The following is a 12,458-nucleotide window of genomic DNA, read 5'->3' as shown; positions in this document are numbered from 1 at the left end:
TACGCCTCGTCATTCCGGGATGGTCCGAAGGACCAGACCACAGGTGCGCACTGCGCACCGGGGAATCTCGAGATTCCGGGTTCGCCCCTTCGAGGCGCCCCGGAATGACGTTGATAGGTCAGTCTGATGAATTACGGCATAGCGTTCACGCCGCTTGTTCCTTCGATCGTCCTCTGGCTGGCGCTGGCTGCGATCGTCGTCATCGCACTTCTGCTGGCGGTGGCGCGTGCGCGCGGTGCGGCCGTGCGCGTGGCCGCGCTGGCGCTGTTCCTGCTGGCGCTCGCCAATCCCTCCTTCACCCGCGAGGACCGCGATCCGCTCACCTCGGTCGCCGCCATCGTTGTCGACAAGAGCCCGAGCCAGAATTTCGGCAACCGCAATCGCGAGGCCACCCAGGCGCAGGAAGCGCTGGTCGACGGCCTGAAGAAGATCAAGGGCCTGGATGTCCGCGTCGTCGAGGCCGGACAGGCGGACGGCGAGACCGACGGCACGAGGCTGTTCGGCGCCCTCGCCTCGGCGCTGTCGGACGTGCCGGTCGACCGCGTCGCCGGCGCATTCCTGATCACCGACGGCCGCGTCCACGACATTCCCGCGAACGCCGCCGCGCTGGGCTTCCAGGCGCCGGTGCACGCGCTGATCACCGGACAGAAGGACGAGCGCGACCGCCGTATCGCGATCACGGCGGCGCCGCGCTTCGGCATCGTCGGCCAGATGCAGACCATCACCTACCGGCTCGACGACCAGGGCGTGTCCGGCGAGCGCGCCAGGGTCACGGTGCGCCGCGACGGCGAGGTCATCAACGAGCGCACGCTCTCGAGCGGCCAGAGCGCGAGCGTCGACGTCGACATCAAGCATGCCGGCCCGAACATCGTCGAGATCGAGGCCTCGCCGCTCGAGCGAGAGTTGACGCCGGTGAACAACCGCGCCGTTGTCGCCATCGACGGCGTGCGCGACAAGCTGCGCGTGCTGCTGGTCTCGGGCGAGCCGCATTCCGGCGAGCGCACCTGGCGCAACCTCCTGAAGTCCGACGCCAGCGTCGACCTCGTGCACTTCACGATTCTAAGGCCGCCGGAGAAGCAGGACGGCACGCCGATCAACGAATTGTCGCTGATCGCGTTTCCGACCCGCGAGCTGTTCCAGCAGAAGATCAACGAATTCCAGCTGATCATCTTCGACCGCTATGCCCGCCAGGGCGTGCTGCCGATCGCCTATTTCGACAACATCGCGCGCTATGTGCGCGCAGGCGGCGCGGTGCTGGTCTCGGCCGGGCCCGACTATGCCTCCAACACCAGCATCTGGCGCACGCCGCTGGATTCGGTGCTGCCGGCCGAACCGGTCGGCGTGACCGAGAAACCGTTCTATGCGCATCTGTCCGACATCGGCAAACGGCATCCGGTTACGCGCGGGTTGGAGGGCTCGGCCTTCGAGCCGCCGCACTGGAGCCGCTTCTTCCGTACCGTCGACACCCGCAATTCCGTCAACCCGCCGGTGATGACGGGCCTCGACGGCAAGCCGCTGCTGTTCCTGTCGCGCTTCGGCGAGGGGCGCGTCGCGCTTCTGCTGTCCGACCACATCTGGCTGTGGGCGCGCGGCTATGAGGGCGGTGGGCCGCATCTCGATCTGCTCAGGCGGATGTCGCACTGGCTGATGAAGCAGCCCGATCTCGACGAGGAGGCGTTGCGCCTCCAGGTGCAGGGCAAAAATCTCGTCGTGGTGCGCCAGACCATGGCAGACAGCGTCCAGCCTGTCAGCGTGACCTCGCCGTCGGGCGTGTCGCAGGACCTGACGCTGAGCGCCGGCGATCCCGGCGAGTGGCGCGCCAGCCTGCCGGCGAACGAGCTCGGCCTGTGGCAGGCGACCGACGGTACGCTGAAGGCTTTGATCAATGTCGGCCCGACCAATCCGAAGGAGTTTTCGGAGGTCACCTCCACCACCGAGACATTGAGGCCGCTGACGCAGGCGACCGGCGGCAATGCCGTGCGCGTGGTCGACGGCAACAGCGTCGAGCTGCCGCGCATCGTGCCGTCGCGCTCGGCGAGCGTCTTCGCCGGCGACGGCTGGATGGGCGTCAGGATGCGCGACGCCAGCGTCGTGAAGGGCGTCGGCGTGCTGCCGATCTTCGCCGGCCTGATCGGTCTCTTGCTGCTGCTCGGCGCGTTTGCGGCGACCTGGGCGCGCGAGGGGCGCTAAAGCGCGATCTGTTGGATCGACTTTCAGTCGCCGGCAGCGCTCTCTCCCTTCCCTCCCTCTCGTGCGGGAGGGCGATCGCAAACGGATCTCGCGAGGACTGTCCGCGGGCTTGCTCCGCCTCTCCCGCTTGCGGGAGAGGCCGACGCACTCGCGGAGCGCGGCGGGTGAGGGCTCTCGCCACGCAGGGACATCCTCCGCGATCCGCGACAATCCCGACGCGGAGACACCCTCTCCCCACCCCTCTCCCGCAAGCGGGAGAGGGAGCGCACCTCCGTTCCATCGGGCGTTAGTTGCCCGAACGACACATCGGGCCGGCTGCCTGCGCTCGCGGGGCCGCCCGCCGTTGACATCCACTGACCGATGCTGCGATGTTACATTATAACATCGCAGACGCCGCGGATTGGCGCCTCGCGATGCGGGGTGGCGTCTGCAGATGAAGTGGTTCCGGTCGCATATCAGGCACGGTGCACGACTCGCGTTGTTCGCGATGCTGGTGCAATTCGCGCTGACCTTCGGCCATAGCCACTGGTTTGCCCAGGCCGCTCCCCTCGCGGCAGCCTCGCTCCAGCAAACAGACAGCGCCAAGGCGGCCGCTTCGATCGACCGTGCGGCGGTCCAGAAGCAAGTGCCTGGAAGCCCCGACCGGGAGCAGCCGGGCGACGACAATTGCGCGATCTGCGCATTGGTCGCGATGGCGGGCACCGTCCTGTTCGCGACGCCGCCGCTGCTGCAGCTGCCGCAGGCGATCGAGCTGCTCCACCGCACCACTGATGCCGAATTCATCCATCTGAAATCGGCCGGCACGGCATTCCAGCCGCGCGCCCCTCCCGCGTCCTGACTTCCAACATCGCGTGATCACGCCCGCCCTCGCCGTTTTCAGGCGATCGGCCGGGAGAAGTTGAAGTCGAATTCCGTCGCGCTGCGACGGCAGGCCGCGTCCGATCAACACACCCACATGCGGACGGCGCCTGATGGAATCAGGACCATGTCATTTGAATTGCGACGCGTGCAGCGTCTGGGCGGAGCGAGCCTGCTCCTGCTCGGCGCCGCCGCCACATCTGCGTTCGCCCAAGAGCTTGCACAGGCACCTGCACAAGCGCCTGCGCAGGACAAGTCGTCGACGGAGATCCCCGCCGTCACCGTGACGGCGCCGAGCCCGATCGTGCGCAGGGCGGTGCCGACCCGCAGCCCGGTCCGCGTCGCCCGCACCGGACGCTCCCGCAGCCAGCAGCGCACGGCAGAAGCAGCGCCGGCGGCACCCGCGACGGCCGCGCCTCAGCAGGGCGTGCTGCCGATCGTGACCAACCAGTTCGCCACCGTCACCGTGGTGCCGAACGAGGAGATCCGCCGCGAGGGCGGCGGTCAGCTCGGCGATCTCCTGTTCTCCAAGCCCGGCATCACCGGATCGAGCTTCGCGCCCGGCGCCTCCAGCCGGCCGATCATCCGGGGTCTCGACGTCAACCGCGTCGGCATCGTCGAGAACGGCACCAATTCGAACGGCGCATCCGATCTCGGCGAGGATCATTTCGTCCCGGTCGATACGCTCGCGACCAACCAGGTCGAGGTGGTGCGCGGGCCGGCCGCGCTTCGCTACGGCTCGACCTCGATCGGCGGCGTCGTCAGCGCCACCAACAACCGGATTCCGGACGCGCTGCCGAACTGCGGCGGCCAGCCGTTCCAGAGCTATGGCCTGCCGGTCAAGGCGCCGCTCGCAGGCGCCGGGACGCCCTGCGTGACCGCCGAAACGCGTAGCGCGTTCAGCTCGGTCGACCGCGGCGTCGAGAGCGGCGTGCTGCTCGACACCGGCGGCGGCAATTTCGCGTTCCACGCCGACGTCTACGGCCGAAACACCACCGACTACAGCATCCCGAGCTACCCGTATCTGAATGACCAGACGCGGACCGTCGCCAACGGGCGCCAGCCCAATTCGGCGACGCGATCGGACGGCGCATCGATCGGCGGCTCGTACTTCTTCCAGGGCGGCTATATCGGCGCGTCGATCACGCAGAACGACTCGCTCTACCACATCCCCGGCATCGACGGCGCCGACCACAACACCCGGATCGACGCGCACCAGACCAAGATCAACGTCAAGGGTGAGTACCATCCCGACAGTGCTGCGATCGACGCCGTCCGTTTCTGGGCCGGCGCGACCGACTATCGGCACAACGAGATCGGCCTTGCCGATCCCGCCGATCCCAACACCGACGGTGTGCGGCAGACCTTCACCAACAAGGAGCAGGAGATCCGCACCGAGGTGCAGCTGATGCCGTTCAACGCGCGCTTCGCCGAGGTGACGACGGCGCTGGGCTTCCAGGTTGGCCATCAGGAATTGAGCGCGCCGAGCCCGGACAATCCCGGCACGCTGTTCAACGGCCTGTGGGACCCCAACAACAACACGCGCGTTGCCGCTTACGCCTTCAACGAGTTCAAGTTCACGGAAGCGACGCGGGCGCAAATCGCCGGGCGCATCGAGCATGTCGAGCTGCACGGCACGACGCCGAACTTCCCGGCGGATTATTTGCCCGACGGCACGCCGCAGGTGGCGATCGCGCGCAATCCCGCCTACACGCCGAAGAGCGGCAGCATCGGCCTGTTGCAGGACCTGCCGGGCGGCATGGTCGGCAGCATCACCGCGCAATATGTCGAGCGCGCACCAAAGGCGGCGGAGCTGTTCTCGCGCGGCGCGCATGATGCGACCGCGACCTTCGACATCGGCAATCCCAATCTCACCATCGAAACCGCCAAGTCCGTCGAGGTCGGCCTGCGCAAGGCGGCGGGACCGTTCCGCTTCGAGGCGACCGTCTACTACACGCATTTCGACAATTTCATCTTTCGCCGCCTCACCGGCGTGATGTGCGATGACGATTTCGCCTCGTGCGGCACGCCCGGTGCCGAGTTGAATCAGGCGGTCTATTCGCAGCGCAATGCCAACTTCCGCGGCGGCGAATTCCAGTCGCAGCTCGATGTCGGCGCATTCCAGGGCGGCATCTGGGGCATCGAGAACCAGCTCGACGTCGTCCGTGCCACCTTCACCGACGGCACCAACGTGCCGCGGATTCCGCCGGTGCGGCTGGGCGGCGGCGTGTTCTGGCGCGACGACAACTGGCTGATGCGGGTGAACCTGCTGCACGCCTTCGCGCAGAACAACATCGCCGCGATCGCGGAGACGCCGACGCCGGGCTACAATTTGCTGAAGGCCGAGGTGAGCTACAAGACCAAGCTCGATCGCAACTGGTTCGGCGCGCGCGAGATGATTGCCGGCATCGTCGGTAACAATCTCCTCAACGAGAGCATCCGCAACTCCGTGTCCTACACCAAGGACGAGGTGCTGATGCCCGGCATCGGCGTCAGGGCGTTCGCGAATTTCAAGTTCTAGGCACGATCGTGTCGGGGCCCGCGCCTGCGGGCCCCGACCAGTTCCGTCATTGCGAGCGAAGCGAAGCAATCCAGAATCCCTCCGCGGAACGACTCTGGATTGCTTCGCTGCGCTCGCAATGACGGAGTATGAGGTGACGCCGCTGCGCTTCCAACTTACGCCGAATGCATCAGCCGCTTCTCGAAGCGCCATTGGTCGACCGGGAAAGGCCCGTTCGACGTCTCCGACATCATCACGAACGTGCCGGCGTTGCGCCAGCCGCTCTTCTCGTAGAACCGCGCGGCGCGCGCGTTGCCGACGGCGCAGGCAAGCCACGCCAGCTCCGCACCTCCCGCCGCGAGCCGTGCCTCCGCGTCGGCGATCAGCGCGGCCGCCACGCCCGCGCCGTGCGCCTGCGACGATACGAAGAGCTGGTACAATTCATCGCCCCTGATGGCGCAGAAGCCGAGCGGCGCACCGGCTGGACCGACGACGCTGATCGTGGGAAGCATGACCGCGAGCCGGTCGCGAAAGCTCGAGAGGGTGCGGAGGCGGACCAGTTCGGGCGGCGCAAGCGAGGCATGCGATCCGTGCCAGGCATCGTGCCAGAGCTGCGCGAGATGATCGATCTCACCGGCATCAGCGGGACGCACCTGCATTGGCGATACTCCGTATGAGAGGGTCGTCCGGGCTGTGGACTTCAAGTTCTAGGCACGATCCGGAAACGCACCAGTCTTCCGGGACGATCACTCAAGCAAAGCCGAAGCGCGTTGACCAGGCTGAACTCATCGCGCTTTGGCCCAAGCGGCGGCCGTTTCGGGAGCATCCTCTGCCTCCTCCTGAAAAAGGAAGGCAAACAGCAGGCTCCATAGCGTCAGGAGAGAAATGGGAATCGTGTAGTATGGCGTCGCGATCGGATAGGTGAAGAAAAAGGCGAGATTCATCACCAGATTGGTGATCGTAAGCTGCGCGACACGGCGGAGGCCATTCGCCTGCCGCAACAGCCAGATCGATCCCGCAATTCCGATGATGAGCAACAACGTCTGGAGCGGGTCGGCGAGGTAGTCCCGGATCACCGCGAACGAAAAATCGAGTGGTCTGACATCGGGGTTGTTGCCGTAGGTCGACGCGAAAGGACTGCCGGCATTGACGGCGTAAGAGACGATGGTCGGCGTCACACCGGCCAGCAACGCAATGCCGAACACGGCCCCCTGCAAGAACCGGGACATCGTGCGTTCCGCAAGGAACGCGACGAGGAGGAATATGCCATAGCCGGACGCAAGGAAGAGGTTGGCCAACCGGAAATCGACCGTCAATCCGAGCAGGAAGCCGATGGACGCCAACAGCCCGATCCTCGGTTGAGATTGCGGGCTCGCCAACCATCGCGCCGTGAGACATCCTGCAAGCGCACACACGACGACCGTCGGGGCCATCGAATAGCTCGCCTTGACCGGATTGACCATCAGGTAGATTGCAAGACAGCCGAACGTTCCAGCCATCAGGATCGATCTCGCGGTGCGCGCGATAGAAAGGGCAAACAGCGCGAACCCGAAGACGACAACGGTCGCCATCATGTACATGGGTACGACCTGGTGACCTCTCGGAAATAACGCCAACACGAGGCCGACACCCGGCGGGTACTGGATGACGACCTTCCCTGTGGCCGGCATCAAGTTGTGACAGGGCGCATCGGTCGTATCGTCCCAGTTCGGGTAGTCGATCTCCTTCAGCTTTGATTTCAGATAGTCATCGTCGTCGAGGGCGAGGTTGGTGTCGAAGCCTCCCGCCAGCCCGAACCTCTGAAACAGATGCGCCTGCCGCAGGTAGCAGATGTCGTCGTAGACGCCGCGAGCCTCATTCCATCGCAACATGGTCCAGAAATGGCCGACCAGCATCGCGATAAACAAGACGGCGAAGATGACTTTGCTCGTGCCGTTTCGCTTCATTGGGATCATGCCGCGGCGGGAGGCTGGCTCCGCTTCAGCGGAATGCAAGATAGAGATTGGACGATAACGGGCCGAGCGACAAGCCGGTGTAACCCACCGCCGCTGACTTGGCGATCAGCGCGGTGAACGCCAGCAGCCGTTTCCGCGTCATCAGGATCAGGTTCTGCTCGTCGGTCCATTCCGACTTGCCGGTGATCATGCAGGCGATCCTGAAAGTGCCGTCCAGGTAGTGCGCCAGCGGGATGGCCGTGTGGTGCTCGACCGGAAAGAACCTGTTGGGCACGGTGATGAATACCCTCCTCGCGACGCGGCAAAGCTCCTTGACCAGGAGCACCTGATTTTGGTGGCTGCCGGCATGCTCGAGAACAGCATTGGACGTAGCGACATCGAATTCGTTGTCGGCAAACGGCAGCCGTGTATTCGGCTCGATCTGCACGTAACGGCAAAGCGGAAAAGCCGCCTTGAACCCGACTCCTTCGCCGAGCCCGCAGGCCGTGATCTTGTGCTGATGTGGGTAGCTTCTTTCCAGCACGTTTGCGCCGTCGTTGATCACGTCGGACACGCCGACGTCCAGGACCTCGTCCGACGCAGACGGCTGCATGTGAGCGATGAAATCCTGGAATATGCGGTCGCGCGCCGTGATGAGCAGCTTTTCCGCCGTGCTCCCGGACGCCACCTCCCGGTAATATTGCTGATCGACCGGCACTACGTTACCCCACGTGGGCTGCAAAGCGATGGCGCGTCAGGTTGGCGTCTTGCTCCAGTCCGGACCGACCGGCCCAGACACGCCTTCGAACGCGCCCTCGACGAGCTCGAGGACCAGGATCCGGGCGTAATCGACCGGGCCCGGCATCGTGACCCGTCCCTTCGGCACCGGCTTGAAGCCGACGCGGCTGTAATAGGGCTCGTCGCCGACCAGCAGCACCAGGCGGTGGCCCAGCGCCTTCGCATCCTTCAGCGCGCGCTCGAGCAGCAGCCGGCCGACGCCGCGGCCGCGGAACGGAGGTTCGACCGTTAGGGGTCCGAGCAGCAGCGCCGGCGTATCGCCGACGCAGATCGGCAATTGCCGCACGGATCCGACCAGCAACGTCCCGATACGGGCGGTGAAGGACAGTTCGAGCACGTGATCCACGTGCTCGCGGATGCGGTAGGCGCTCAGCACAAAGCGGCCGGGTCCGAAGGTGCGTTCGTGCAGCCGCTCGATCGCCTGAGCATCGCCGGCAACTTCCGGCAGGATGGTGAGTGAGAGATCGTTCATCGCCTCAATGCGTCTTCAAGCGGAGTCATCGGTTCACGTCGGGAAAAAATGGTCGACCGGCGTGGGCGGGATATCACCTCGGAGGGCGGTGGTCCATGGGATTAGGCCCGCCTCAGAGGCAATTTCAGTTCCTCCCGAGCGGCGGTTGGGACAGATAGGCGAGCATCTTCATTTCCCGCCGGCCGCGCGTCACGGTGTCGAGCACGAGCCCCGACGAAGCCGAAAGCAGCGCCATGATCATCAGACCCATGGCAAGCATGGCGGTCGGGAGGCGCGGCACGAGGCCGGTTTCGAGGAAGGTGATTACGACGGGCAGTCCGAGAGCCATCGACAGCAGCGCGAGGACGATGCCGATCGCCGAAAAGAAGCGCAGCGGCCGCTCCGATCGGTTGAGCTTCAGCATCATATTGAAGATGCACAAACCATCCTGCCAGGTATTGAGCTTGGAGAAGGAACCCTCCGGGCGCGCGTAATAGGGCGTCTCGATCTCGGCGGCCGGGAGCGATAATTCCAGCGCATAGACCGCAAATTCGGTCTCGATCTCGAAACCATCGGACAAAACTGGAAATGATTTGACAAAGCGGCGCGAGAAAACGCGGTAACCGGACAGCATGTCCTTGAAGGCGTGGCCGAAGGTCGATGCCAGGAAACCGGTGAACAGCCGGTTGCCCATGCGATGACCGCGCCGGTAGGCCGCTTGCGATCGATCGACACGCAGCCCCACAACCATATCCAGATGCTCATCGACGAGCTTGTCGATCATACCCGGCGCGCTCGGCGCATCGTAGGTCGCATCTCCGTCGACGAGCACGTAGATGTCTGCCTCGACGTCCGCGAACATGCGGCGCACGACGTGGCCTTTGCCCTGGCGCCATTCGCTACGCACGATCGCTCCGGCCTCGCGCGCGATCGCCGCGGTACGGTCGGTCGAGTTGTTGTCGTACACGTAGACTTCGGCCGCAGGCAGTGCCTTGCGGAAGTCCGCGATGACCGTCGCGACGGCGGCTTCCTCATTGTAGCAGGGGACCAGCACGGCGACCCGAAATGGCCATGACCTCGTCGCTTCAGACAATCTCCATCCCCCGTCCATACGTCGAGACCGCGTACGCGGTGACTACTAGCACAGGCCGCCCTCACCGCCACGTCGCAATCAGCGGCCGGCCATCCAGCACCTCCGCGAGTCTTTGCCGGGTGCCGAGCGTGGTGCCCTCGGGCAATGCGGAAATTGCGAAGAACCCGCATTCGACGATCTCGCGGTTGGGCTCGGGCAGCCGGTCCTGCCGGAAATGCCTGACGACGTAGACCGCGACGTGGTCGCGCCGGGAAATGTGGCTGTTGAAAAAGATGCCGTGCAGCACGGGCTCGCCGGTGAGATCGATGTCGCCCTCCTCCTTGAGCTCGCGCCGCATCGCCTGCTCCATGGTCTCGCCGAGATCGACGCCGCCGCCGGGCAGATACCAGCCGTTGATGTAGCTGTGCCTGACCAGGAACACCCTGTTCTCGGCATCCAGCACCACGGCGCGGACACCGAGGGTCATGCCGCGCACCAGCAGGAAATAGGCGTGGAAGATCCGCCGCAGCAGCGGCTCGAATTTGCGTCGAACGCGATTCAGACGATCCCCCATCAGGCTCCCAACAGGCCCCTGTCCGGGCCACGCTTGCACAGTCCTCGCGACCTTGCCATTACAGTGGACCAATAGCGAGGCAATCGCGCACCATGGCCCCCTTCACGCTCGCCCATCTGTCCGACCCGCATCTAGCGCCGCTGCCGAAGCCGCGGCTGGTCGAACTCGCCGGCAAGCGCGCGCTCGGCTACGTCAACTGGACGCGCAACCGCCACAAATACCAGCGCCGCGAGGTGCTCGACGCACTCGTCGCCGACATGAAGGCGCAGGCGCCCGACCACATCGCAGTGACGGGCGATCTCGTCAATTTGGCGCTGGAAGCCGAGTTCGCGCCGGCGCGCGCCTGGCTCGACGAGGTCGGGCCGCCCGATCGCGTCACCACGATTCCCGGCAATCACGACGCCTATGTCCGCGCCACCTTTCATCGCTTCGGCGAGACCTTTGCACCTTATCTCGCGGGCGACGACGGCCGCATCGGTTTTCCTGCGTTGCGCCGGCGCGGGCCGCTGGCGCTGATCAGCCTGTCCACGGCGGTGCCGACCCTGCCGCTGATGGCGACGGGCACGCTCGGGCGCGATCAGCTCGCCGCGCTCGCCGAAGTTCTCGAACGGCTCGCGACCGAAGACGTCTTCCGCGTGCTGCTGGTGCATCATCCGCTGAAGTCCGCCGCGCGCCAGAAGCGGATGACGGACTCCGCCGATCTCCTGGCGCTGTTGAGGCGCCACGGCGTCGAGCTGATCCTGCACGGACACGACCACATTCATTCGACGATGTGGTTCGAGGGTCCCAACGGCAACATTCCCGCGCTGGGCGTGCCCTCGGCCTCGGCGCTCGCGCACGGACGTTATCCGGCGGCGGCGTACAATCTATTCAGGATCGAAAAGGACAATGCGGGCTGGCGCTGCGAGCAGACGGTGCGGGCGCTGGGGGCGGGATTCCAGATCGGGCAGATCAAGCAGGCGAGGTTGATTTAGTTCGCTGTCATTCCGGGGCATGCGGGGTGCGAGCCCGTTCCGTAGCCCGGATGGAGCGCAGCGTAATCCGGGACAGTGCATCTGCAGCGGCAGGTTTCCCGGATTGCGCTTCGCTCCATCCGGGCTACGGGAGCGTCTTCACCAGCTCCGCAAGACCGCCAGCGCGGCGAGGCCAAACAGCGCAGCAGCACCGAGCACAAAGCCGAATATGAACGGCCAGACCCGCGAGCGGGCTGGCTGCTCGGCGGCTGGGGCTTGCGGCTCGGGCGGGACCACCATCGCATGCTCGCGCTCGATCATGCGGCGGGCGACATAGTCGGTGACGGCCTCGACGATGACCGCGGTATCGTGCGATTCGGCGAGCACGATGCGGCCGAAGCGGGTGTCCTGGACGAAGCGGTACATCCGCTTGTCGCGCCCCATCATGATGTGCGCGACGACGTCGATCCAGAGTCTCGGCGTATCGCCCTGGCTGATGCCGCGGTCGAACAGGTCGATCTGCTCCGGCACCTGGGCGAACAGCGGATCGAGCGCGTCATTGAGGATCTCGAGCCGCGCCACCTCGGCGTCGCGGAGGTCGACGACGACGCCGGTCCGGTCCGCGGCCTCGATCCGTGCGCGCAACAGCGCATCGCGCAGCCGCACCGGGCGCGGCTGGCTGGGATGGGTCCCGCTGGTCTCGGGCTCTGACATTGTCGGCCTCGTCCTCGACTTATTCCCGTTAACCTATCAGCAACCAAACCCTGCGCAAAGGGCCCATAATTCCAAATACTTACGGCGCCCACAGGCGCGTGACCTGTGCCAAAAACAGACGATCCCACCCAGGCAGAGCCTGGATGGGACCATCCGTCCTTGGACGTCTTCTTAGTTCAGGTCGGCAGGTCGGCCCTCAGGCCGAGACGCGCGACGGTTCTTCCACGATCGAGAAGCGGACGCCGGCCTTGTGGCGGCTCTCTTCCGACACCTCGCGCCAGCAGTCCTCGGCTTCCTTGCGGGTCTTGAACGGACCTTTGACCTGGGCCGAGCCTTCCACGAGCTTGTGGAAGTTCATCGAACCGAACTCGCCGCCGATCACCCAGAAATTGCTGCCTGTGGTCATGTCAGTCT

Annotated in this window: 12 protein-coding genes; 4 read left to right on the top strand and 8 right to left on the bottom strand. The window is 65.3% G+C overall.

Features of this window, described 5'->3' with window-relative positions:
* Positions 1-126 precede the first annotated feature (126 nt).
* From IQ16_RS34185 to IQ16_RS34175, 3 genes are all read left to right on the top strand, one after another.
* Positions 127-2,190, top strand: a complete 2,064-nt coding sequence (locus IQ16_RS34185; protein WP_018648857.1) for a membrane protein — start codon at positions 127-129, stop codon at positions 2,188-2,190.
* Positions 2,191-2,623: 433 nt separating this feature from the next.
* Positions 2,624-3,028 (top strand): DUF2946 family protein, encoded by a 405-nt coding sequence (locus IQ16_RS34180; protein WP_018648858.1) that lies wholly within the window; start codon positions 2,624-2,626, stop codon positions 3,026-3,028.
* A gap of 147 nt (positions 3,029-3,175) precedes the next feature.
* Complete coding sequence (locus IQ16_RS34175) at positions 3,176-5,569, top strand: TonB-dependent receptor (RefSeq protein ID WP_026312981.1); 2,394 nt, start codon at positions 3,176-3,178, stop codon at positions 5,567-5,569.
* Positions 5,570-5,724: 155 nt separating this feature from the next.
* Here IQ16_RS34175 and IQ16_RS34170 read toward each other — a convergent pair whose 3' ends face one another.
* The 6 genes from IQ16_RS34170 to IQ16_RS34145 all read right to left on the bottom strand — a co-directional run bounded on the left by IQ16_RS34170 (position 5,725) and on the right by IQ16_RS34145 (position 10,377).
* Positions 5,725-6,207, bottom strand: coding sequence for a GNAT family N-acetyltransferase (locus IQ16_RS34170; RefSeq protein WP_018648860.1), 483 nt, complete (start codon positions 6,205-6,207; stop codon positions 5,725-5,727).
* A gap of 126 nt (positions 6,208-6,333) precedes the next feature.
* Positions 6,334-7,494 carry a hypothetical protein gene (locus IQ16_RS34165; RefSeq protein WP_018648861.1) on the bottom strand — a complete coding sequence of 387 codons (1,161 nt, stop codon included), beginning with the start codon at positions 7,492-7,494 and terminating at the stop codon, positions 6,334-6,336.
* 34 nt (positions 7,495-7,528) lie between these two features.
* Positions 7,529-8,200 (bottom strand): methyltransferase domain-containing protein, encoded by a 672-nt coding sequence (locus IQ16_RS34160; protein WP_018648862.1) that lies wholly within the window; start codon positions 8,198-8,200, stop codon positions 7,529-7,531.
* A gap of 36 nt (positions 8,201-8,236) precedes the next feature.
* Complete coding sequence (locus IQ16_RS34155; protein ID WP_018648863.1) at positions 8,237-8,752, bottom strand: GNAT family N-acetyltransferase; 516 nt, start codon at positions 8,750-8,752, stop codon at positions 8,237-8,239.
* A gap of 124 nt (positions 8,753-8,876) precedes the next feature.
* Positions 8,877-9,842 carry a glycosyltransferase family 2 protein gene (locus tag IQ16_RS34150; protein WP_035668666.1) on the bottom strand — a complete coding sequence of 322 codons (966 nt, stop codon included), beginning with the start codon at positions 9,840-9,842 and terminating at the stop codon, positions 8,877-8,879.
* A 43-nt stretch (positions 9,843-9,885) separates the two neighbouring features.
* Positions 9,886-10,377 (bottom strand): NUDIX domain-containing protein, encoded by a 492-nt coding sequence (locus IQ16_RS34145; RefSeq protein ID WP_018648865.1) that lies wholly within the window; start codon positions 10,375-10,377, stop codon positions 9,886-9,888.
* 92 nt (positions 10,378-10,469) lie between these two features.
* On the opposite strand from IQ16_RS34145, the gene IQ16_RS34140 reads away from it, so the two are divergent.
* Positions 10,470-11,351: a metallophosphoesterase family protein gene (locus IQ16_RS34140; protein ID WP_018648866.1), complete on the top strand. Its 882-nt coding sequence runs from the start codon at positions 10,470-10,472 to the stop codon at positions 11,349-11,351.
* 138 nt (positions 11,352-11,489) lie between these two features.
* On the opposite strand, the gene IQ16_RS34135 is transcribed toward IQ16_RS34140, so the two are convergent.
* A complete protein-coding gene (locus IQ16_RS34135) occupies positions 11,490-12,044 on the bottom strand; it encodes a hypothetical protein (RefSeq protein WP_018648867.1) in 555 nt (184 codons plus the stop codon).
* Between the two features lie 196 nt (positions 12,045-12,240).
* Positions 12,241-12,450: a DUF4170 domain-containing protein gene (locus IQ16_RS34130; RefSeq protein WP_018648868.1), complete on the bottom strand. Its 210-nt coding sequence runs from the start codon at positions 12,448-12,450 to the stop codon at positions 12,241-12,243.
* Positions 12,451-12,458 lie beyond the last annotated feature (8 nt).

The organism is Bradyrhizobium huanghuaihaiense, from assembly GCF_007830635.1.
Taxonomy (GTDB): Bacteria; Pseudomonadota; Alphaproteobacteria; order Rhizobiales; family Xanthobacteraceae; genus Bradyrhizobium; species Bradyrhizobium huanghuaihaiense.
The sequence above is the reverse complement of the archived record's forward strand: the minus strand, read 5'-3'. Positions and strand labels throughout refer to the sequence as shown.